The sequence below is a fragment of the Pseudomonas cyclaminis genome (genome assembly GCF_015163715.1).
Classification (GTDB): domain Bacteria; phylum Pseudomonadota; class Gammaproteobacteria; order Pseudomonadales; family Pseudomonadaceae; genus Aquipseudomonas; species Aquipseudomonas cyclaminis.
Window position 1 is genome coordinate 17,373 of sequence record NZ_JADDUM010000100.1, and the last position, 22,997, is coordinate 40,369.

Genomic DNA, 22,997 nt, shown 5'->3' on the forward strand with positions numbered 1-22,997 from the left:
CACTCAAAAACACACCCCCTCCACCGAGTGACTGGACAAGGAATGTCAATAAAATGCCGAAAAATAGACTGATAAACCTGTCTAGCATGCCACCTCCGCACCATCGTCAATCCGTTGACTAGCGCTGAAAAGGGAACACTCCTTTAGTCACGACACCCGCGAAACCAATTCAAATGAATATATATTTTTGAATGAATAGTTGCGTATTACCCAGCGTAGTCGTAGTTCGAAGTGCCTTTAAAGCAGCCTGCCGCTTTATTGAACACATCAACCGAACACCTGCGTCTGGAGTGCAATGAGGGATGTTTTATGCGAGAAAAGTCGTCCGTCGACAGTCTGTTTTTAACGCGTGCCGGTTTTGTTGAGTTCTTTGTTGTTTTCGTCAAATTCATACATGGCCTGAGCGCCATTCTGCCCCCGTTGGTCCTGGTGATTTTCATCGACCCGATGGACCCGGAGCTACGTAGTCATTTCCTCGGCCTGCTGGTATTTTTCGCGGTCCTGACGATCATTCTGTTCCAGGCTCTGGGCATCTATTCCGAAGAATTGTTCAGTAACCGGCTGCGCCTGAAAACCAAGGTCAAGGCGTGGTCCGCGGCATTTTGCATCCTGCTGTTCATGTACCAGATCCTGCAGTTTTTCCCGCAGTTGACGCCGCGCAACCTGGCCGCGTGGTACGTCGCCAGCCTGTTCCTGTTCTGCCTCGAACGCCTGCTGATGCTGCGCCTCTACCGCAACTTGATGCGCAAGGGCAAATTCCTGCAACGCACGGTGATCCTCGGGTTTACCGACACCGCCGTGCACGTCGCCGACCACTTGCAACGCAATGGCGATATCCGTTCCGGGCTGGTCGGTTTTATCGACGATCGCACCGAACGCATTCCCAAGGAATTGAGCAACCTGCCCTTGTTGGGCAACACCCGCGACCTGGAAAAACTGATCCGCGCCGAACAGGTCAACCAAGTGATGATCTGCCTGCCGTGGGCCGCCGAGCAGCGCATCCACGGGCTGGTCAACCGCCTGCGCCAGTTGTCGGTGAACGTGATGCTCGTGCCCGACATGGCGGCCCTGCGCTACGGCCACAGCAAAATCACCGACGTCGGCGGCATCCTGATGTTCAACACCTCGCAACTGCCGCTGCGTGGCTGGTCGCCGGTGATCAAGCGCCTGGAGGATTGCTTCCTCGCCAGCCTGGCACTGGTTTGTCTGTCGCCGGTGATGGTGGCCACGGCAATTGCGATCAAGCTCGACTCCAAGGGTCCGGTGCTGTTCCGCCAGAACCGCTACGGCTACAACGACAACGAAATCCGCGTGTTCAAGTTCCGCTCGATGTACACCGACCAGAGCGATTTCACCGCCGAACGCCAGACCACCCGCCAGGACCCACGTATCACCCGCGTGGGCCGCATCATCCGCAAGACCAGCATCGACGAGCTGCCGCAGTTGTTCAACGTGCTGCTGGGCAACATGTCGATGGTCGGCCCGCGCCCCCATGCCACCGCGACCAAGGCCGCCGGTGTGCCGTTTGAAGTGGCAGTGAGTGAGTACAGCTCGCGCCACCGCGTGAAGCCCGGCATCACCGGCTGGGCGCAGATCAATGGCTACCGAGGTGAGACCGACACCCTGTTCAAAATCCAGAAACGTGTCGAGTACGACCTGGAATACATCTCCAAATGGTCGGTGTGGTTTGACCTGTACATCGTCTTCATGACGGTCCCCGCCGTCCTTTCCACCAAGGAAGTCTATTGATGAATACCCTCAACGGATTGATTCCCTGCATCGTTTCCGGTGGTTCGGGCACCCGGCTGTGGCCGGTGTCGCGGCAGAACATGCCCAAACCCTTCATGCGCATGCGTGACGGCCAGAGCCTGCTGCAAAAAACCTTCCAGCGCGCCGCCAAACTGCCTGGGGTGGAAAGCGTACTGACGGTGACCAACCGCGACCTGCTGTTTCGCACCCTCGATGACTATCGGTCGGTCAACCACGCCCGCCTGCCCTTGGATTTGCTGCTGGAACCGTTCGGCCGCAACACGGCGGCGGCCATCGCGGTGGCAGCGTTGCATGTGCAGGAACACTTCGGCGGCGATGCGCAATTGCTGGTGATGCCTGCCGACCACCTGATTCTCAATGAAGTCGCGTTCGCCGACGCCGTGACCCAGGCCCGGGATCTCGCCGAAGCCGGCTACCTGGTGACCTTCGGCATCCAGCCCGACCATCCGGAAACCGGCTTCGGCTACATCGAACAAGGCGAAAAACTGCGCCATGGCAACCGGGTCAAACGCTTCGTCGAGAAACCCGACCTGGCTACCGCCCAAGGCTACCTCGACGGCGGCAAGCACCTGTGGAATGCCGGCATGTTCTGCTTCAAGGCCTGCACCCTGGTGGACGAACTGGCCGCCCATGCCCCGGACGTGCTGGACGCCGCCCGCGCTGCGCTGGAGCACAGCCAGAGCCTGCAAAACAAAACCTCGCGCCAGCGTGAGCTGGACGCCGATGCCTTTGGCAGCGCGCCGGACATTTCCATTGATGTAGCACTGATGGAAAAGTCCAACCAAGTGGCCGTGGTGCCCTGTGACATTGGCTGGAGCGATATCGGCTCGTGGGAAGCCCTGCGCCAGCTCACCCCCAGCGACGCCCATGGCAACCAGGTCAATGGCGAAGCGATTTTGCATGACGTGCACAACTGCTACATCGACTCACCCAAGCGTGTATTGGGCGCCGTGGGCGTGCGCGACCTGATCATCGTCGACACCCCCGACGCGCTGCTGATCGCCGATGCCCACCGCAGCCAGGATGTGCGCTACATCGTCGCCGAGCTAAAGCGCCAGAACCATCCGGCGTACAGCCTGCACCGCACCGTCACCCGGCCGTGGGGCACCTACACCGTGCTGGAGGAAAGCAGCCGCTTCAAGATCAAGCGCATCGTGGTCAAGCCCCAGGCATCGCTGTCATTGCAGATGCACCACCACCGCAGCGAGCACTGGGTGGTGGTCAGCGGCGCGGCGCAGATCACCAACGGCGAACGGGAATTCCTGATCAACGCCAACGAGTCCACCTACATCCCGGCCGGGCACAAACACCGGCTGACCAACCCCGGCATCATCGACCTGGTGATGATCGAGGTGCAGAGCGGCGAGTACTTGGGCGAAGACGACATCGTGCGCTTCGACGACATCTACGGCCGTGCGCCCGCCGACGTGAAAAAATGATATGCGCACGTCCCTGATCATCCCGACCCGTAACGCCTCCAGCCACCTGGCACGCCTGCTGCCGGCGCTGAAGATGCAAACCCTGCAACCGGACGAGATGCTGGTGGTGGACAGCGCCTCCAGCGATGACACCGTGGCGCGTTTTCGCGAGTTCGGTGCTCGGGTCGAAGTGATCGATGCCCGTGACTTCAACCACGGCGGCACCCGCCGCTGGGCCAGCGAGCAGGTGGGTGGCGATGCGTTGATCGTGATGACCCAGGACGCCATTCCCGCCACGCCCGAGACCTTCGCCAACCTGCTCGACGAGTTGCAGCAGGACCCGCTCAACGGCGTCGCCTATGGACGGCAACTGCCCCACCCCGACGCGGGGGTGCTGGGCGCGCAATCGCGGCACTTCAACTACCCCGAGCACAGCCGCAGCAAAAGCCTGGCCGACGCGCCCACGCTGGGGATCAAGACCTGCTTCAGCTCCGACTCGTTTTCCGTGTACCGGCGCAGTGCATTGCACGCGGTGGGAGGTTTCCCCGTCGACGTGATCGGCAGCGAAGACGCCTACGTCGCTGCGCGCATGCTGCTCGACGGCTACAAGGTGCGCTACGCCGCCACGGCGCTGGTGCATCACTCACACGATTACAAACTCATGGACGAATTTCATCGCTACTTCGATATCGGCGTGTTCTATGGCCGCGAGCCGTGGATCAAACAGGCCTTTGGCGACGCGGGTGGCGAAGGCAAACGCTATGTACTGGCCGAACTCGCGGCCTTGCGCAAAGCCGGCGCCTTGCACCGCGTGCCGGAGGTGCTGGTACGCAGTGCGTTCAAATTGCTCGGTTATCGCCTGGGCCATCTTGAGCGTCGCCTGCCTCTCGCCCTCAAGCGGCGCATCAGCATGTTTCCCGGTTATTGGAGGTGAGCATCATGACCCACAGGAAGTCCCCCTTGATGAAACGAACCCTGCTCGTCGTGGCCATGATGGCTCTGGCCGCCTGCAATACTCCAGCGCGCATCGTGCCGCCCGACAGCCAGACCGTCGAGGAAGGCAAGCGCGCCCTCGAACAACTGGCCCAGCTGCCGCCGGCGGTGGAACGCATCCGTATCGGCGACCAGTTGCGCATCGTGCGGGATGCCGGCGAGATGCCGACGCTGTCGGCGTTCAACGTCAGCACGATCTACGAGTTGACGCTGTACACCGTGCAGACCGACGGCAAGATCAACTACCCGTTCCTGGGGCCGATCCAGGTTGCCGGGCGCCAGCCCTCGGAGCTGGCGACGGAGCTGACCGGCAAGCTCGCGCAGACGTACCGCGAGCCACGAGTGACGGTGAACATCAACCAGGCGCCTGGCAACACGGTGATTGTCGGCGGCGCGGTGAATAACCCGACGGCGGTGCAGATCGCCACGGCCAACACCTTGGAACAGGCGATTGTCGGTGCCGGCGGGGTGAGCCCGGCGGGCAACGCCAGCATGGTTGCGCTGCTGCGCGAAGACGCCCAAGGCGCCTATCGCGCCTATTTCCTGGACTTCAGCCAACTGCTCAGGACCGGCCCCAACGGGCGCAAACCGGTGCACCTGCAACGCGGTGATGTGGTGTTCGTGCCCAAATCCAACGTGGGCGAGCGCATCCAGGGAGTCGATACCTACATGAACCAACTGATCCCGTTCACCAAGTCCATTGGGGTTGGCTACAACTACACGCGCACCAGCGGCGGCACTAACTAAAGGAGCGACATCCCATGATCGAGATCCGTTCTTTTCGTGATCTGCTACGCCTGTTCTTCATCTTCCGGCACGAGTTCAAACTGGCCGCCATTGCCGCGTTGGTGATCATACTGCTGGGGGCTTTCCTGCTGCCGGCCAAGTACGAATCCACCGCTCGACTGCTGGTGAAACCGGGGCGCGATTCGACCCTGCCCATTGAGATCAGTAACCGCCAGGCTCTGGTAATGCCCAGCACCCAGCGCGACCCGATTGTCGACGAGGAGCGCCTTTTGACCGGGCGCCCCATCGTGCGTGCAGTGGCCGAGCACTACCTGGAAGTGATCAACAATGCGCCGCCGCCGGAGGGCTTCTGGAAGCGCACCAAGCACTACGTCAAGGAGGGCCTGGGGGCGGTGTCCGATGGTTTTCGCGTGGTGCTGGAAAGCGTCGGCGTGATTGAAAAAACCACCCCGGTGGAACGTCTGGCCGCCGGCCTGGAAAAGAACTTTGAAGTGAGCCACGCCGCGGGCTCCACGGTGATGGACATCAGCTTCACCTGGGGTGACCCGCAAATCGCCCAGGCGGTGGTCAAGGATTGGGTCGAGACCTACATCAACGAACGCACCCAGGCACTGGGGCGCAAGAGCCTGTATGTCTTCTATGAAGGCCAGGTGTCCACCAGCGCCACCGAGATCAAGAGCCTCAAGGAGCAGATTCTCAAGCACCTCAATGAGATCGGCGCAGCCAGCATCACTGATCGCCTGGAAGATTTGTCCGAGCGCATCAATGTGTTGCGCGGCGAGACGTTCAATACCTCGCGCCTGATCGCGTCTTCCGACAGCGCCATCGGGAGCACCCGCATCCAGCTCAAGACGCAGCCCAAGGAAGTGACCACGGTGCGCCAGATCGCACTCAACCCGCAGCAGCAGGACCTGCGTCGCCTGCTCAACCAGAAGCTGCTGGAAAAGGCCGACATGCTGCGCACCTACACGGATAACGCGCCGCCGGTCAAAGCCCTGGATGCGTCGATCCGCGCGATGCAGGCGCACGTCGCCAGCGAAAGCAACACCGTGCAGAGCTCGGAGAACCGTGCGCCCAACACCCTGGAAATCCACTTGCAGCGGGTGCTGCTGGATGAAACGAGCAACAACCTGGCGCTGCGTACCCAACTGGTCCAGCAGCAACAGCAACTGACCAAACTGGAAGACCAACGCAAGCAAGCCCTGGAGATTGAACCGGAGTTGACCCGCCTGGGCCGCGAGCTGAGCACCGCCGAACGCAACTACGCGCTGTACGTGGACAACCTGGAAAAATCGCGCATCGACCGTGAGCTGGATAACAGCCAGATCAGCAACATCGCGGTGATTGAAGAGGCCACCCTGAACCCCGGCCGCATCTTCCCGAAAACCCTGATGATGCTGCTGTTGGCGATTCCGTTTGCCATCGTCGTCGGCCTGTTGGTGATCTACCTGTGCTACCTGCTCGACCAGCGCATCCACGACGGCGGTTTGGTGGAACGCAAGTTCGGCCTGCCGCTGTGGACCACCCTGCCGGAGCTGGACACCAGCACCGCCCAAGGCACCAACGCGTTCAATGCGAGCATCTACCGCCTGTACGGCTTGCTGCAGTTGGAGCGGATTGCCGAGCACGGCATGACACTGGGGCTGACCTCGGCGCGCCATGGCGAAGGGGTGACGTTTGTGGTGGAACACCTGCGTCGCTTGCTTGAGGAAAACGGCATCACCGTGCGTGTCGGCGGGATTGAACCCGCCCAGCCGGGCGAAGTGGTGCTGCTGGACGCATCCGCGCTGCTGGATAACCGCGATGCGTTTATCAACCTGCGCCGCGCCGACCTGATCGCCTTGGTGGTGGAAGCGAATACCAGCACGGTGCCCGTGGTCGAGCACGCGCTGTCGATCCTCAATACGGCGTTCGGCAAGGTGGACGGCATCATCATCAACCGGCGTAAGTTCGAAGTGCCGGCCAAGGTGCTCAAGACCATCGCCAAGTACCAGAGGGTGTTCTGATGCGCATCGCCCTGCTCGCCCCATTGCCGCCGGAAAAAAACGGGATCGCCGACTATGCGAACCATTTCCGCACGGCCTTGGAACACCTGGGTGTGACGGTACTGACGCCGTTGACCGGCGTGGCGGGCAATAGCGAGGCGATCAAGCAGGCTATCGGTGGGTTTGATTGGCAGCGCGTTGACCTGGTCCACGCTGAGTTGGGCGGCGGGCGCCTGGGGGAGTTTCTGGCCCTGCGTGAACTGCGCAAGGCCCACCCGGCCTTGCCCTTGACCGCCACCGTGCATGACCCGGAACGGATCGTATGGCGGCGCGAGCAGTTGCCGTTTCCGTTGAACCTGCTGGAACGCTTGCCCAGCCCGCTGCCCCAGGCGGCGGTGGTGCTGGCCGACCCGCTGACCCTGCGTGAAGAGCGCCAGGTCGCTAAAGGCCTGACACGGCTGATCACCCTCACCCGCCTGGGCGCCGAATGCCTGAGCCAGCGCATGCAATTGCCGGCGGGCAAAGTGGCGGTGATCAACCACGCCAACCTGGCCATCCCACCCGTGCCGCTGCCGCCGCTGGACACGTTGCACCTGCTGTACTTCGGTTTTATCTACCGGGGCAAAGGCATCGAGGACCTGTTGCAGGCCCTGGCTGCTGTGTTCAAACAAGCCCCCGAATGGCGTAATCGTGTGCGCCTGACCCTGGCCGGTGGTACCGCTGCCGAAATGGCGTTCGGCGCAGGCGGCAATTACCTGGAACAGCTGAACAGCCAGATCGCCGACCTCAGCCTGACGGACGCCATCGACTGGCGACTGAACCTGCCGGCCGACGAGATCGCCCAGACTATCCAGGCGCACCATGTGATGGTGCTGCCGTATCGTGAATCGAAAAAACTCGGCCTGCTCGGGCGCCAACGCGGCACCAGCGGCGCGTTGTCCTGGGCAGCGGCGTGCGGTCGTGGTGCGATTACCTCGGATGCCCGTGCATTTGCCGAAGAAGTCGCCAGCGGCAACGGCGCCATCTACCCTGAAGGCGACGTGGCCGCACTCAGCGAGCAACTGCTGCGCATGGCGCGCACACCCATGCTGGCGCGGGACTGGGCCGAGCGCGCCGGCGAAATTGGCCGCGAGCGCTTGTGGCCGTTGACCGCGCAGAAATTCAAGACACTGTTTGAACAGGCCATCGAGGGCACCCGCCATGGCACGTAAACGCACCTACTTGGCCACCTTGGCCGTGGTCGCCGCCCTGGGCCTGACTGCGTTTTTGTGGGGGCGTCAGGCGGACGCCGAAAACCATGTGCTCAAGGGCAACAAAGAGGTGGTGTGGAAGGATTTCCTGGGGGTGAACGCGCAGTTCCTGTGGTTCAGCCCCGAGCGTTACCAAAAACAGATCGACCGTCTCAAGGCGCTGGGTTTGGAGTGGGTGCGCCTGGACCTGCATTGGGATCAGTTGGAACCCGTCCAAGCCCAGTACCAAGTGGCAACCCTGGATCAACTGGTGGGCAAGCTGCAGGACAACCAACTCAAGTCGGTGTTCTACCTGGTCGGTTCGGCGCCGTTCGCCACGACCGCTCCGGTGGGTGCGCCGTATCAGGACCAGTACCCGCCGAAAGACCCGAATGTATTCGCCAACCGCATGGCATTGCTGGCCCAGCGCTACCCCAGCGTCGACGCCTGGCAAGTGTGGAATGAACCGAACCTGCTGGGCTTCTGGCGCCCGGTGGCCGACCCGGCTGGTTACGCCACATTGCTGACCGCTACCGCCGCGGCGTTACGGGCAGTGAGCCCGAGCAAACCGGTGGTCGCTGCCGGCATGGCGTTCTTCAGCGAAATGCCCAACGGCCAGACCATGTTCGACGCCCTCGGCGCACTCGGCGTGGCCAGCCTGAACACCGTCATCTCCTACCACCCCTACACCCAATTGCCCGAAGGCAACGACCCGGCCAACCTGGACTTTATCGTCAAGACCAGCGCGCTCAACCAGGCGCTGCGCAACGGCGGCGTGCAGACCCTGTGGAGCACCGAGTGGGGCTGGTCGACCTACACCGGCCCCAAGGACGCCCAGGACATCATCACCCCACAGGCCCAGGCCGATTACGTGGTGCGTCGCCTGGCGCTGATGAGCGCGCTGGATTACGACAAGATCTTCCTGTTCACCTTGAGCGATCTGGACCAGCGCGCCAGCGTGCGTGATCAGTCCTACGGTTTGCTGGACATCGACGCCAACCCCAAGCCGGTCTATACCGCGCTGAAAAACTTCCTCGACGTCAGCGGGCCAACGCTCACCCCCGGCGATCCGCCCAGCGCCGACCAGTTGCCCGACGGCCTGTTCAGCATCGGCTGGACCCGCACCGACGGGCGCAAGCTGTGGTTTTTCTGGTCGGCCGAGGGCGGCAACGCACACTTGCCCGGCTTGGCCAGCGCCACCCTGTATGACCCGCTGCGTGGCACGCAAACCCCGGTGAGCGGCACCAACGGGCTGACCGTCACGGTCAAGCCGAACCTGCAAATTCTGTTATGGGAGTGAGGCCTGCCATGCGCATTCTATGGATCCTGCCCTACTCGCCCTGGCCCGCCACCAGTGGCGGCAAGACGCGCCAGTTCCATCTGCTGCGCAGCCTGGCGGCGCGTGGGCACCGGATCACCTTGCTGCTGCATGACAAGCACCCGGTGTCGCTCACCGACCGCCAGGTGCTGGAAGCGTTTGTCGAACAGTTGATCATCCTGCCGCGCCGCCCGCTGCGCAGCTTCAAGACCCTGGTAGCCGGGCTGTTGGCGCCCTACCCGCTGCTGGCCAGCGTGAATGGCTTGTCGGGCGAGTTGCAGGACACCTTCAATTGGTTGCTGGGTGAGCCGTGGGACGTGGTGCAGATTGAGCACAGCTACAGCTTCCAGCCTTACGAAGGTGCCCTGGCGCGCAAATCCCAGCCGTTTGTGCTGACCGAACATAATGTGGAGTCGGCCCTCGGCGCGGCCACTTACGACCGTTTGCCGCGTTGGGCGCTGCCCTTCATTCACTACGATCAATGGCGCTATGCGCGCTGGGAACGCCGGGTGATGCGCCAGGCCGCACAGGTGGTGGCCGTCACCGACAGCGACGCGAAGACCCTGGAAAAAATAGCCGGCAAACCGGTGCCCGTGGTGGTCAATGGCGTGGACTGCGATCACTTCGCCGCCGCCCACCCCGACCCGTCGACCCGCCGTGTGCTGTTCCTCGGCAACTATGAATACGCGCCGAACGTGGACGCCATCGAGTGGGCGCTGGAAGAAATCCTGCCCAAGGTCTGGGCGCGCTGCCCGGACGCACGCATGAGCGTGTGCGGTTTCGGCATGCCGGACAGTTGGCGCGAGCGCTGGAAAGACCCGCGCATCGAATGGCAAGGCTTTGTGCCCAACCTGCTGAATCTGCAATCGAGCTGTTCGGTATTTCTGGCGCCGTTGCGCCACGGCGGCGGTTCGAAACTCAAGGTGCTCGAAGCCCTGGCCGCCGGCCTGCCGCTGGCGAGCACCGAGCAAGGCGTGTCCGGGCTGGACCTGGTGGAAGGCCTGGACTACCTCGGCGGACAAAGCGCCACCGAGCTGGCCGATGCGGTGGTGCGCCTGCTGCAGTTTCCTGGCGCCGCCGCCCCCATGGGGGAATCGGGGCCGCGCCTATGTGCGTCGCGCCCACGACTGGAGCGTCGCCGCCAGCCAGTTGGAGCACGTCTACGCCAGCCTCGTGCCGCAAAACCAAAAGGAGCCGGCATGCGTGTAGGCCTGGATTACCGCACCGTCGGCACCTCGCCGCAATCGGGCATCAGCCGCCAGGTGTATGCGCTGGAAAGTGCGCTGCATACCTTGCCGGGCACCGAGGTCGAGCGCTTTACCGTGGCGCCTTTGGGCGATGAAACCCGGTTGTGGGCCCATTGTCCGCCCTGGGGCTGCGCCAGGACGGCCATGCACCAGCCGCAGAATCGCCTGCGTTTCGAGGCGGGTTTCCTGCCGCGGGCCTTGCGCGAGCAGCATATCGATCTGTACATCAGCACCTTCAATATGGGCCTGCCGCTGCCACCCAAACCGCCGGGTTTGCGCACCGTCGTGCTGTTGCATGATCTGTTTCAGATCACCCTGAACAACTACCACGCCAACCGCCTGAAGGCGTTGATCTACAAGACCAGCGATCGCCTGTCGATTGCCTATGCGGTGCACAGCGCCGACCGCGTATGGACGCCGTCGCAGTACAGCGCCGATGAAACCGTGCGGCTGTTTCCCAAGGCGGCGGGCAAGATTCGCGTACTGCCCAACCAGGTCGATGGGTTCTCCGAGCTGGCCGCCGACCTCAGCGCACGCCAGTTACCTGCGCGCTATTGGTTGCTGGTGGGCACCCGTGAGCTGCGCAAGAACGTGCCGTTTCTGGTGGACGCCTGGCAGCAAGCACGCAGCCAATCACCCTTCGTGCCGGAGCTGGTCCTGGTAGGCAGCCTCGATCATTTGCCCGAAGCCCAGCGCACACTGCCGGGCATTCGCGCCTTGAGCGGTGTGTCGGACGCAGAGTTGCACGCGCTGTACCGCCAGGCCTCGCGCCTGTGGCAACCCTCCTATGCCGAAGGGTTTGGCCTGCCGGTGATTGAAGCGCTGAGCGTCGGCACCCCCGTAGCGGTGGCCGGCGGCACGTCGCTGGATGAAATCACCCCGCCCTCGGCCCCGCGCTTTTCGCCCACCGATGGCCCGGCGCTGGTGCACTTGATGGTCGGTCTGAGTGAGCGGGCCGACGAAGAATCCCCCGAGCAACGGCGCCAATGGGCGCAGCGCTTCAACCACCACGCCTACCGTCGGCGCCTGGCCGAACTGATCGAGGAACTGACGTGAGAGACAATCTGGCAAGCCTCGTCGCGATCCTCTTCGGCCTGCTGTTTGGCGCCCTGGCCCTGCTGCTGTCACCGGCCAAGGCGTTTGTCGCCGTGGCCGGCCTGGCGGCGGCGGTGACCATCCTGCGCTTTCCATTCTGGGGCCTGTTGTTGTTTGCCGCCGTGGCGACGTTCATGCCGTACTCGACGGTCAACCTGGGCATTCGTACCACGGTGAGCGAGGCGATTCTGGCCCTGACCTGGGGCGCGATCCTGTGGCACAGCTTCCTCTCGCGCCTGCCGCAGGCGCCCAGCCTGACCCGACGCCCCACCGATCAGATGCTGCTGTGGTTGATGCTGTTCAGCGTGTTCCCCTTCATCGTCGGGCAGGTCATCACCCAGGCCGACAGCAGCAGTGGCCTGGCCAACTGGCTGCGCTGGTTGCTGAACCTGTCGGGGGTGTTTCTCGCCGCCAGATTGCTGGTGGACCACAAGCGCCGCGAATCCCTGGTGATCGCCCTGTTGCTCGGCACCCTGGCGATGCTGGTGCTGTCCATCGCGGTGTTTGTAAGTACGCGCTCAGGGGCCGGGATCGCGCCCATCCTGGGGCTGTTCAACTACGCCAATTTCGACACGCTCAAATTTGGTCTGGAGGCCATGTCTTCGCGTATGGGCTCGCCGTGGACCCACCCGAATGCCATCGGCGGGATCATGGCGTTGCTGCTGCCATTAGCCTTCTGTTTCGGCATGACCGAGCAAGGCTGGAAGCGCGCACTGGGCCTGGGCGTGGCCTGCTTGGGAGCAGCCGCGCTGCTGTTGGCCAGCAGCCGTGGCGCGATGGTCAGCCTGGCGCTGGTGCTGATGTGGTTGGCCACGCGGCGCGTGCCGTACACCGGCCGCCTGTTGATGATCGGCGCGGCGCTGACGGTGGCACTGGTGATGGCGTATCCGCCGTTGCAGGATCGTCTGGCGACGATTTTTTCCTCGGACAACGCCAGTACCGAAGTGCGTTTTGACGAGTACCGCATGTTTCCTCAAGCCGTGGCGGCGTACCCGCTGGGCATCGGCTTCAAGGTCGATCCGCCGGTGCCGGGCACCCATCTGCTGGGCATCTCCAACCTGTGGCTGAACTACATCTACAAGATCGGCCTCGTCGGCATGCTGCTGTTTGTGGCAGTGACCGTGCGCTGGTGGCGTGAAGCCCGCCCGGAGAAAGGCCCGATCCGCCTGACCAAGGACAACGCCCTGTGGCTGGGCACCACGGCGGGGATTCTGGCGGCGCTGGTCAGCGGCTTGTTTGACCACTACTTCAGTTTTGCGGTGGTGATGGTGGCGTTGTTCTGGCTGATGGTGGGCATCAACGTACTGGAAGCGCGGCGCTTGTTTCCGGCGCGCCTGCCGCAGGTCAAAACGGTGGTCTATCGCAAGCCGCTGCTCAACGGCGCACAGCCCTGATGCTCGGCTCCGCCGCATGGCTGACCCTGGCGACGTTGTTGGGCCTGTGCCTGGGGTTTGCGCGTGAATGGTTGCTGGTGGCGGCCTGGGGCGCCGGAGAGCGCAGCGATGCGTTCCTGATTGCGCTGTTCCTGCCTGAAGCGCTGCGCATGTCATTGGCCGGCGGCGTGCTCAGTGCGGCGGCGTTGCCGTTGTACCTGGCGCGCAAGGACGGCGAACGGCTGGACTGGCTGGCGGTGTTGTTTCCGGCCTTGATGCTGATCGCCTTGGTCACCAGCCTGCTGCTGACGTTGTTGGCGCCGTGGCTGGTGCAAGTGCTCGGGCCGGGCCTGGCCGACACTGCAACGGCGATGGCCGGCAGCAACCTGCAGGTCGTCGCCTGGTGCGTACCAGGCTTGATGCTGCATGCGTTGTTCAGCATTCCGTTGCAGGCCAGCGAACGTTTTGTGCTGGCCGGGTTGGGCTCGTTGTTGTTCAACCTGCCACCTGTGACGTACCTCGCCCTCGCGGGCACCGCGACCCAACCTCACTCACTGGCCCTGGCGTGCCTCGCCGGCAGCCTGCTGATGCCACTGGCGTTGCTGCCGTCGATGTGGCGCCAGGGCTGGCGGCCGTGGCGCTGGCAACTGAGCTACGCGCCGCTGCGGGAACTGGGCCAACGTATCGGCCCCTTGTTGATCAGCAACGGCGCCAGCCAGGGCCTGGCGTTGATCGAAAGACTCGTGGCCTCGCTGCTCGGCGAAGGCGCGGTGACGTGGGTCAACCTGGCCCGCAAGCTGATGAACCTGCCGCTGATTGCTCTGATGAGCCTCAACCAGGTGCTGCTGGGCATGATGAGCCGGCGCCAGGGCGATGCGCGCCTGGCCCTGCTCAAGCGCGGCCTGGAAACCGCCAGCGTGCTGACCCTGCCCGCGGGCGTCGGGCTGGTGGCGGCGGCACCGAGCCTGGTGGCGCTGTTGTTGCCCCAACAATCGGCAGACTCGCCGTTGCCGCTGCTGCTGGCGTGGTTTGCCGTGCCGTTGGTGTTCGGCGCCTGGAACGCCTTGCTTGCGCGTTACGCCTACGCCGCCGGCGATACGCGCCAGCCGCTGCGTTGCGAATTGCTCGGCAGCCTGGTCAACGTGCTGCTGCTCGGCGTGTTGCCGTTTGTGTTCGGCCTGGCCGGGATTCCACTGGCTGCGCTGGCGGGCGTGATTTGCACCGGGTGGCTGCTGATGCAGCGCCAGGCACTGCTCGGCGCCCTGCCCTGGGCGCGGCACTGGCTGCTCAATGCGCTGGCCCTGGGCGTGGCGGCGCTGGTGTTGTTTCGCCTTGAAGGCGTGTGGCTGCAACTGGGGTTGAGCACCCTGGCCGGTGCGGCGGTGTTGCTCGGGATGGGGCTGTGGCTCAAGCCATGGCGCAAGGCATGAAGGTTCGACTGGGGAGACACCCATGAAACATCGCTGGATCCAGATGGATATCGCCAAAGGCATCGGCATCCTGGTGATCGTGTATGCCCACAGCTGGTTCGTCGCTACGTCCCGGGAGCTGATGTACCCGATCCTGGCGTCGTTTGTGCTGCCGCTGTTCTTCTTTCTGTCCGGGGTGTTTTTCAAGCCGGAGCAGCCGTTTGTGGAAATGGCCGTGCGTAAGGCCGACGGCCTGCTCAAGCCTTTTTTCTTCACCATGCTGTTGTATGTGATCGTGCGCGATGTGTTGCGCGGCCAGCCGTTGCTGCCGGACATCGGCGGCGTGCTGTACGCCTCGGTGGACACCATCCCGTGGCAGGCGCTGTGGTTTTTGCCGCACTTCTGGGTGGCGATTCTGTTCAGTTGGCTGCTGTTGCGCCTGATCCAACGCCTGCCGCTCGCGCTGAGTTGCCTGGTGATGCTGGTGCCGCTCCTGATTGGCATCTGGACGCTGCCGTGGTTCTGGCAATTGCCGGTAACCATCGGCGGCCACCCGTGGGTGTTGCCAGGGTTGCCGTTCAGCCTGGATATCACCCTGATCAGCAGCGCGTGTTTCGTCTACGGCTACTTGCTGCGCGACTGGCTGCGCACGCATGAGGGCTCCTTGCTGACCCTGCTGGTTTCCATCGGGTTGTTCGCTGCGGTGTTCCTCTATCGAGGCGATACCATGGACCTGGCGCAACGGCGCTACGACCATTGGCTGTGGACCAGCCTGCTGGCGGTGATTGGCGTGTACCTGTGCTGGGCGTTGGCGCGGGTGATCATGGTGTCGGAGTGGCTGACGCGGGCGATGACCTATATCGGCCAGTCCACGTTGATCCTGCTGATCTTCCACGGCGAAATCCAGCACAAAACCTTCGACCTGATGGAGCGCCTGGGCCTGCATCCGTTCTTGGCGGCGAGCGTGGGGCTGGTGGTGGCGGTGGTGGCGCCGTTGTTGATCGGGGAAGTGATCAAGCGGGTAGCGTTCCTGCGGTTTTTCTACTTTCCGTTTCCGGTGCGCAAGGCGCCTGGACAGCGCCGCTGAACCTATGTGGGAGCGAGCAGCGCCCACATAGGCCTGTGTTTCAATCGTCCAGTTGTTGCGGGGCTGGCTTGCTGCCCGGTTTGGCCGGTTTGGCGCCCTTGGCTGGCGCAGGTGGGGCCGGTTCGGGTTCTGCGGCGGCAGCGGCTTCTTTCTCCGCCATGGGCATCTGGTCGATGGTGCTGAAGAACTCCTTCAGGTCGAGGGTATCCGGAGGCACGGTTTTCTCGACTTTCTTCTCGCCGTCCTTGCCAATCAGGATGACCTTGGTGCCACTGCCTGCGCCCAGTTTGAGCGCACGGATCAGTGCGTTGGTTTCGGGCGGCGTGAGCTTTTTGTTGTCCTTGGGGTCCTTGGCGAACTTCTCGCCTTCGGCGCCGATGCTGCCGAACTTCACGGTGTAGAACACCATGGCGCGCTCTTCAAAGGACTGCTTGGTGGCAGGTTCGTCCAGTTGTTTCTTGAGGGTCGCCAGCGTGGAGTTGCCTGAATCAAGCTCCACCACCACAAGCGGCCGGGCCTTGCCCAGATCCTGTTTGAGCGGGTTGATATCATCAGCAGCCAACAGCGGCCCCGTAAAAGCCATCAAGGTAGCCAGGGTCAGCGACCGGATGAGCATGCGCACCTCCTTTGAATTCCATGCAGGGTTCTTGAGTTTCATGTCTGCGACAGTCAAATTCAAGGATGATTCCTACACCGCTTTAAGAAAGCGTAGGTCAGGACGCCCGCTACGCAAGGGTTTGCCGCGAACATGCATGATTGTTTCCGTTGATTGCGGAAACATTAGGAGACCTTCCAGTCCGGCCAATGCCGCGCAAACACAGGGGCCACGACAGGGTCGGCATCCACCTGCGCCAGCGTCTGGGCAAAACCGGGGGCCAAGCCGCTCAACGCCTCACGTGCGTCGTCCCAGCGCGACACCGCCGCGGCCATGATGGCCAGTGCATTCGGCTCACCGTTCGGGGCAAACAGCTGGTGTTCGAACTGATCGGCGAACACCACCCAGGCCTGGTGCAGATAGCGACGAGTCCCGGTTGCCAGCTGCACCTGGGCCGCTTCATTGGCATTGCCCAGCCAGCGTTGCGGGTAGTCGATGATGCCGATCGCCGAATAGCAATTGGCGGCGATGTACACCAGGCCCCTGATGACTTGCGCACGGTCGCCGCCCAGCAGCTGTGAGTCGGGAAACTCAAGGCCCAGGTGGATCAGGATCGCCGCACTTTCGGTCAGCACCTGGCCATCGGGCGTGACCAACGTAGGGATCTGCTTGAGCGGGTTGATGCGCGCCAGGGCATCGCTGCCCTCGCTCTCCTGCCACGAGCTGGCGTCCACTCGGTGCCACGGCACCGCGCAACGTTGCAAGGCAATCTCGATCATGCAGGAGCCGGATTCGTCAGTGCCGTAGAGCGTGTACATGGGCGTTTTCTCCTATCGCTGGGGGTGCACCGTGATTAAAGGTCAGAACAGCCCCATTTGTCCGCCGACCAAGGTGCTGAAATCGTCATTCACAAACGGCAGAATCGCATCCGCCACCGGCTGCAACTGCCGGGTGACGTAGTGATCGTAGTCGATGGGGGCTTGGCGCACTTCCAGCGGCTCAGGGCCGTTGACGCTGATCACGTAGCTGATCCAACCGCCACGCTGGTACTGGCGCGGGCGCCCGAGGCGGTCGTTGTAGTCATCGGCCAGGCGCGCTGCGCGCACGTGGGGCGGCACGTTGCGTTCGTAGTCATCCAACCGGCGGCGCAGGCGCTTGCGGTAGATCAGCAGCTCGTCGAATTCGCCGCTCAGGGTACGGCGCACATAATCGCGGATGTAGTCCTGATGGGGCAGGCGGTGGAAGATGCGCTGGTAGAGTTCCTGCTGGAATTGCCGGGCCAGGGGCGACCAGTCGCTGCGCACGGTTTCCAGGCCTTTGTAGACCATGTCTTCGCGGCCATCGGCGCGGGTGACCAAGCCGGCGTAGCGTTTTTTGCTGCCCTCCTCCGCACCGCGAATGGTCGGCATGAGAAAGCGCGTGAAGTGGGTTTCGTATTGCAGTTCCAGGGCGCTTTGCAGTCCGAATGCACTGTGCAGATGCTCGCGCCACCACGCATTGACGTGCTGCACCAGCGCCTGGCCGATCCGGCTGGCATCCTCCTGGGAGTGGGCCTTGCCGAGCCAGACGAAGGTGGAGTCGGTGTCGCCGTAGATCACCTCGTAGCCTTGAGCCTCAACCAGCTCGCGGGTCTGGCGCATGATCTGGTGGCCGCGCATTGTGATCGACGAGGCCAGCCGGGTATCGAAAAAGCGGCAACCACTGGAACCGAGCACGCCGTAGAACGCGTTCATGATGATTTTCAGGGCTTGGGACAGCGGCGCATTGTGTTCACGCTTGGCCACTTCGCGGCCCTCGGAGACACGGGCGACGATGGACGGCAGGCAATGACGCGTGCGGGAAAAACGCGCACCGCGAAAGCCTTCCACTGATTCGCTGTCGTCCGGGTATTTGAGGCCCTCGATCAGACCCACGGGGTCGATCAGAAAGCTGCGGATGATCGACGGGTAGAGGCTTTTGTAATCGAGTACCAGCACCGACTCGTAGAGGCCGGGACGCGAGTCCATGACAAACCCGCCGGGGCTGGCCTGGGGTGGTTTGTCCCCCAAGTTGGGCGCGACGAAACCCTGGCGGTGCATCAGCGGCATGTACAGGTGGGTGAATGCAGCGACCGATCCGCCATTGCGGTCGGCCGGCAGCCCGGTGACGCTGGCCCGTTCGAGCAGGAACTTGAGCAGTTCGGTCTTCTCGAAAATCCGCGTGACCAGTTCGCAGTCCTTGAGGTTGTAGCGCGCCAGGGCGGGCTTGTCCTCGGCAAACATGCGGTTGATTTCGTCCATGCGCTGGTAGGGCGTGGAGATGTCCTTGCCTTCGCCCAGCAGGGTTTGCGCGACGTTCTCCAGGCTGAAGGATTCGAAGCTCCAGGTGGCCGATCGCAGGGCTTCGATACCGTCGATGATCAGGCGCCCCGCCGCTGCCGCGAAGTAATGATTGCGGCTGCCGTGCTCGCGCCAGGCCATGGGTTCGTCGCCACGCCCGAGCATGAGCGGCACCTTGAGGCGTTGGGCATGCTCGTGGAGCACGCGCAGGTCGAACTGCACCACGTTCCAGCCGATGATCGCGTCAGGGTCGTGGGTGGCGAGCCATTGGTTGAGGCGTTCGAGCAATTGGGCGCGGGTGTCGCAGTAGTCGAGCTTGAAGTCCACTGAATCGGTTTTGTTCGGCGGGCCGAGCATGTAGACCTGGCGCTCACCGCAGCCTTCGAGGGCGATGGAATACAGGTCGCCCTGGGCTGTGGTCTCGATGTCCAGGGACACCAGTTTGAGCGGAGGGCGGTAATCGGGCGCGGGTTTCATCTGCGCGTCGCACAGAGCGCCCGTGGCGTCGGGCGTGCCACCGAACCAGACGGGGGCAGTGATAAAGCGTTCCATCATGTAGCGCTCAGGCGGGCGTACATCGGCTTCGTAGACATCGACGCCGGCAGCGCGCAGGCGTTTTTCCACATCCATCAGTTGGCGGTGCTGGCGGGTATACAGGCCCAGCACCGGACGGTGGTGGAAATCGCACAACTGCAGCGGGCGCAACTCGATATCGCGCTCGCCCTTGAGCAGCCAATCGAGTGGCTTGCGGTGGGCTTCAGGGATAAACATCACCGAGGTTTGCACGGGCAGGCGGATAAACCTTGGCCCTTGGTCGGTGGCCAGCCAGAAGCTCACCTCCGTGCCCGCCGGGGTATCGCGCCAATGCCGGGTCAGGACAAAACCCTGCTGTAAATCCACCGTACCGCACCTCAGGAATCGCTTTCAGGCGTTGATTCTACGCGGCATCGTGGCAAACGCCCCCATGAAAGCTGAAAGCGGTAAGCTCGGGCATCAGCAAAGATGCCCGTTTGAGTCACGCCCGACGGGCTCTGTTCAGAAAGTCTTCGATATTACCCATTTGCTCGTCCCAGCCACGAGAGTTCATCTTGAAGGCCTTCTGGCGGCGGGCTTGGGGCACTGCGTCGAAGCCGGATTCGACTACCCGCAGCAGGATGCCCGGCGCGCGATCTTCAATGGTGAACTCAACCAGGGTGGGCGTTTCCTTGTCATAATCGACGCCCTTCTCCACCGCAAACGGATGCCACCAGAAGGAGAACAACGTCTGTGGCAGGATGCGTTCGATTTTGGCTTTCCAGAGAACGTGCTCGTAGCCTGGGTAGGTAATCGGGGCCTCAAGGGTTTCTCCGGCCACGAAGACTTTGTCCTTAAGGGCGACGCCGAACCAATTACCGAATTGCTCGGCATTGGTCAGCGCTTCCCAGACCTGTTTGCGTGAAGCGTTGAGCAGGACCTTTCGCTCGATGCGATCTAATACGTGCATAAGTCACCTCCTCCATTGACAGTAGGCGACATCAAACAATGCGCAACCTGAGGTTGTAAGCAATGATGATGACCCCCTCCTTGAACCCGGCAATACGTTATGACTGAACCATTGAATGGAAGTTGCTTCTGCAAAGGTGTGCGCTATCAGGTGGACACATTGGATATGCCCATCAGCCACTGCCACTGTATAAGTTGCCGCAAAATACACGCGGCGGCGTTCGTCGCCACGGCCGGGGTGATGCGCGAGCATTTTCGCTGGACGCAGGGAGAGGAACTGCTCGTGGCCTTCCAATCGTCACCGGGTAAATTCAGACATTTCTGTAAGTGCTGCGGCTCACACCTGATGGCGGAACGCAGGCAGCAGCCCCATGTGATTGTGCGAGTGGCGACGCTGGATGATGATCCGGGCGTCAGTCCTACCTCGCACATCTGGGTGAGCCATGAAGTGCCCTGGCTTGCCTATGAGGACGTGGAGCACTGGGACGAGTGGAAGGTATGACCTAGACGCGCGGATCGCCCGGCGCCTTGGCCGGCGTAGCATATTGCGGCTTCAAGTGTCCTTCCTGGTCCAGCAACCAAGCATCCATGATCTGCCGCACTACCGGCCCCGCGACGCGACCACCGGCCTCGCCGTTTTCGATCATCACCGAAATCACGATTTTCGGATGTTCCGCAGGAGCAAAGCCGACAAACAAAGCGTTATCACGGTGGCGTTCCAGGGTTTTCTCGCGGTTGTAGCGTTCGCCCTGCTTGATCGCGACTACCTGGGCGGTGCCGCTCTTGCCGGCGATGCGGTATTGCGCACCTTGCGCAGCAGCCCGGGCAATACCGCGCGGATCGTGCATCACCAATTGCATGCCGTGGTTGACCTGCTCCCAGTCACGCGGGTCTTTGAGCACAACGTTCGGCATGGGGTTTTCGTCAACAGGCGGTACGCCATTGATCGTCTTGGCCAGGTGCGGTCGGTTCCATACACCTTTGTTGGCGATCAGCGCAGTGGCCTGGGCCAGTTGCAGCGGCGTGACCTGCATGTAGCCCTGGCCGATGCCGAGGATCACGGTTTCGCCCGGGAACCAAGGCTGGCGGCGGGTTGCACGTTTCCAGGCCTGGGATGGCATCAGGCCAGCTGACTCTTCGAACATATCCAGGGAGACCTTCTGACCCAGGCCGAACTCTGCCAGGTAGTCGTGCAGGCGGTCGATGCCAAGCTTGTGGGCCAGATCGTAAAAGTAGGTGTCGTTGGAACGCATGATGGCTGCGTCCATGTCCACCCATCCGTCGCCGCTGTGGTTCCAGTTACGGTATTTATGGTCGAAGTCGGGCAGTTGGTAGTAACCGGGGTCGAACACACGGGTTTGAGCGGTGACTACGCCGCTGTCCAGACCGGCGATGGCCACTTCTGGCTTGATGGTCGAGCCCGGTGCATACAGGCCTCTAAGGACGCGGTTGAACAGCGGTCGGTCGATGGAGTCGTGCAGTGCAGCATATTCCTTGAAGCTGATGCCGGTGACGAACAGGTTCGGGTCGAAACTCGGCTTGCTGACCATGGCCAGGACTTCGCCGGTTTGCGGGTCCAGGGCAACCACCGAACCACGGCGATCGCCGAGGGCCTCCTCTGCCGCTTCCTGGAGTTTAACGTCGAGACTCAGGACAATACTTTTTCCGGGGATCGGATCGGTGTGCTTGAGCACTCGCAGCACACGGCCCTGGGCGTTGGTCTCAACTTCTTCATAGCCGACATGACCGTGCAACTCGGACTCGTAGAATCGCTCAATACCGGTCTTGCCGATGGATTGCGTGCCGCGGTACTCCACCGAGTCGAGGGCCTTGGATTCTTTCTCGTTGATGCGCCCCACATAGCCAATGGAGTGAGCGAAGTGCGCGCCTAGCGGATAGTGACGGACGAACTGCGGCTCTACGTCGACCCCTGGCAGGCGGAACTCATTCACTGCCAGCAATGCGATCTGTTCTTCGGTCAACTCGTAAAACAATGTCACCGGGACAAAAGGATGGCGTGCCTGCTTCAGGGCTTTGTCGAACAGTCCACGGTCTTCGGCAGGCAGGTGCAGAAGGTTGACGATGTCGTCCAATTCGCCCTTGAGGTCGGCGGTGCGCTCGCGGGTGATGGTCAGGTTGTAACTGGGGCGGTTGTCGGCGAGTACCACGCCGTTGCGGTCGTAGATTAGCCCACGCGTCGGCGTGATGGGCAGCACATGAACACGGTTGTTTTCAGAGATGGTGGAGTGATAGTCGAACTGCACGACTTGCAGGAAATACATACGCCCCACCAAGGCGCATGTAATGCCAATCACCAGCAGCGCACAGGCGAGCAGGCGTTTGTTGACCAGGCGGTTCTCTTTTTCGTGATCTTTAATCGTTATAGGTTCAGGCATTGCTACAGCATCTCGTTGAAGAAGGTCGACGCCGCATCCTGCGATGAAAGATCAATCCTTGGGAAAATGTGCTGCACCATACCAAAAATGCAGAAACACTTTGCATTGAATTCCTCAACGGTACTTGTAGGAGGGTTTGCAGATTGATGGCCACGGTGGACACCTGCCGCTCCGGAAGATATTCGAGAGCCGCTTCGGAGGGATCTTCTTTCCGAGCGCCCAAAACAAAACCCCTGTTTGCGTTAGCAAACAGGGGTTCTGGAATTTAATCTTGACGATGACCTACTCTCACATGGGGAAACCCCACACTACCATCGGCGATGCATCGTTTCACTACTGAGTTCGGGATGGGATCAGGTGGTTCCAATGCTCTATGGTCGTCAAGAAATTCGGGTACTGAGTCGCGGCCTGATGGCCTCGCTTCAGCAAATTGGGTATGTGACAGCTTTCGGTGTTTTGTGAACGTCGAACTTTCGGTTCATTGCGTCTTCACACACCGCAATCTGGCCTTTCGGCGCAAATTGCTTGGGTGTTA

At 62.1% G+C, this 22,997-nt stretch carries 17 protein-coding genes, 1 rRNA gene and 1 pseudogene; 13 read left to right on the forward strand and 6 right to left on the reverse strand.

The features are described 5' to 3' along the window. The first annotated feature begins 309 nt into the window (after window positions 1–309). The 12 genes and pseudogenes from IQK56_RS14060 to IQK56_RS14115 all read left to right on the forward strand — a co-directional run bounded on the left by IQK56_RS14060 (window position 310) and on the right by IQK56_RS14115 (window position 15,671). Window positions 310–1,749 carry an undecaprenyl-phosphate glucose phosphotransferase gene (locus IQK56_RS14060; RefSeq protein WP_122305302.1) on the forward strand — a complete coding sequence of 480 codons (1,440 nt, stop codon included), beginning with the start codon at window positions 310–312 and terminating at the stop codon, window positions 1,747–1,749. After that, a complete protein-coding gene (locus IQK56_RS14065) occupies window positions 1,749–3,209 on the forward strand; it encodes a mannose-1-phosphate guanylyltransferase/mannose-6-phosphate isomerase (RefSeq protein ID WP_150761804.1) in 1,461 nt (486 codons plus the stop codon). Before IQK56_RS14060 ends, IQK56_RS14065 begins: the two co-directional genes overlap by 1 nt. Before the next feature lies 1 nt (window position 3,210). Beyond that, on the forward strand, window positions 3,211–4,122 hold the full coding sequence (locus IQK56_RS14070; protein ID WP_122305300.1) for a glycosyltransferase family 2 protein: 912 nt from the start codon (window positions 3,211–3,213) through the stop codon (window positions 4,120–4,122). Between the two features lie 29 nt (window positions 4,123–4,151). Continuing rightward, window positions 4,152–4,928, forward strand: coding sequence for a polysaccharide biosynthesis/export family protein (locus tag IQK56_RS14075; protein WP_122305299.1), 777 nt, complete (start codon window positions 4,152–4,154; stop codon window positions 4,926–4,928). Window positions 4,929–4,942: 14 nt separating this feature from the next. After that, the gene (locus IQK56_RS14080; RefSeq protein ID WP_150761805.1) at window positions 4,943–6,934 is read left to right on the forward strand and encodes a GumC family protein; all 1,992 of its coding nucleotides are present in this window, start codon (window positions 4,943–4,945) and stop codon (window positions 6,932–6,934) included. Beyond that, on the forward strand, window positions 6,934–8,124 hold the full coding sequence (locus tag IQK56_RS14085; RefSeq protein WP_193864328.1) for a glycosyltransferase: 1,191 nt from the start codon (window positions 6,934–6,936) through the stop codon (window positions 8,122–8,124). The genes IQK56_RS14080 and IQK56_RS14085 overlap by 1 nt, the downstream gene beginning before the upstream one ends. Next, on the forward strand, window positions 8,114–9,442 hold the full coding sequence (locus IQK56_RS14090) for a GH39 family glycosyl hydrolase (protein WP_193901737.1): 1,329 nt from the start codon (window positions 8,114–8,116) through the stop codon (window positions 9,440–9,442). Before IQK56_RS14085 ends, IQK56_RS14090 begins: the two co-directional genes overlap by 11 nt. A gap of 8 nt (window positions 9,443–9,450) precedes the next feature. Continuing rightward, window positions 9,451–10,669, forward strand: a pseudogene (locus tag IQK56_RS14095) (glycosyltransferase family 4 protein). Further along, window positions 10,660–11,763: a glycosyltransferase family 4 protein gene (locus IQK56_RS14100; protein WP_193863838.1), complete on the forward strand. Its 1,104-nt coding sequence runs from the start codon at window positions 10,660–10,662 to the stop codon at window positions 11,761–11,763. The pseudogene IQK56_RS14095 and the gene IQK56_RS14100 overlap by 10 nt, the downstream one beginning before the upstream one ends. Beyond that, the gene (locus tag IQK56_RS14105) at window positions 11,760–13,196 is read left to right on the forward strand and encodes an O-antigen ligase family protein (RefSeq protein ID WP_150761809.1); all 1,437 of its coding nucleotides are present in this window, start codon (window positions 11,760–11,762) and stop codon (window positions 13,194–13,196) included. The genes IQK56_RS14100 and IQK56_RS14105 overlap by 4 nt, the downstream gene beginning before the upstream one ends. Then, the gene (gene murJ / locus IQK56_RS14110) at window positions 13,196–14,605 is read left to right on the forward strand and encodes a murein biosynthesis integral membrane protein MurJ (protein WP_193863837.1); all 1,410 of its coding nucleotides are present in this window, start codon (window positions 13,196–13,198) and stop codon (window positions 14,603–14,605) included. The genes IQK56_RS14105 and murJ overlap by 1 nt, the downstream gene beginning before the upstream one ends. Window positions 14,606–14,627: 22 nt before the next feature. After that, a complete protein-coding gene (locus tag IQK56_RS14115; protein WP_193863836.1) occupies window positions 14,628–15,671 on the forward strand; it encodes an acyltransferase family protein in 1,044 nt (347 codons plus the stop codon). 40 nt (window positions 15,672–15,711) lie between these two features. Here the strand turns inward: IQK56_RS14115 and IQK56_RS14120 are convergent, their stop codons facing one another. The 4 genes from IQK56_RS14120 to IQK56_RS14135 form a co-directional block, all read right to left on the reverse strand. Next, window positions 15,712–16,287, reverse strand: a complete 576-nt coding sequence (locus IQK56_RS14120; RefSeq protein WP_112194421.1) for a DUF4174 domain-containing protein — start codon at window positions 16,285–16,287, stop codon at window positions 15,712–15,714. Window positions 16,288–16,451: 164 nt separating this feature from the next. Next, window positions 16,452–17,084 (reverse strand): glutathione S-transferase N-terminal domain-containing protein, encoded by a 633-nt coding sequence (locus IQK56_RS14125; protein ID WP_193863835.1) that lies wholly within the window; start codon window positions 17,082–17,084, stop codon window positions 16,452–16,454. Window positions 17,085–17,126: 42 nt separating this feature from the next. Continuing rightward, complete coding sequence (locus IQK56_RS14130) at window positions 17,127–19,484, reverse strand: DNA polymerase II (RefSeq protein WP_193863834.1); 2,358 nt, start codon at window positions 19,482–19,484, stop codon at window positions 17,127–17,129. Window positions 19,485–19,599: 115 nt separating this feature from the next. Next, window positions 19,600–20,067, reverse strand: a complete 468-nt coding sequence (locus tag IQK56_RS14135) for an SRPBCC family protein (protein WP_193863833.1) — start codon at window positions 20,065–20,067, stop codon at window positions 19,600–19,602. 99 nt (window positions 20,068–20,166) lie between these two features. Here IQK56_RS14135 and IQK56_RS14140 point away from each other — a divergent pair, with 99 nt between their 5' ends. Beyond that, a complete protein-coding gene (locus tag IQK56_RS14140) occupies window positions 20,167–20,568 on the forward strand; it encodes a GFA family protein (RefSeq protein ID WP_122305288.1) in 402 nt (133 codons plus the stop codon). 1 nt (window position 20,569) lies between these two features. On the opposite strand, the gene mrdA is transcribed toward IQK56_RS14140, so the two are convergent. Both mrdA and rrf read right to left on the reverse strand, forming a co-directional pair. Next, window positions 20,570–22,462: a penicillin-binding protein 2 gene (gene mrdA / locus IQK56_RS14145; RefSeq protein ID WP_150677247.1), complete on the reverse strand. Its 1,893-nt coding sequence runs from the start codon at window positions 22,460–22,462 to the stop codon at window positions 20,570–20,572. Window positions 22,463–22,731: 269 nt separating this feature from the next. Next, window positions 22,732–22,847, reverse strand: a 5S ribosomal RNA gene (rrf, locus tag IQK56_RS14150). Window positions 22,848–22,997 lie beyond the last annotated feature (150 nt).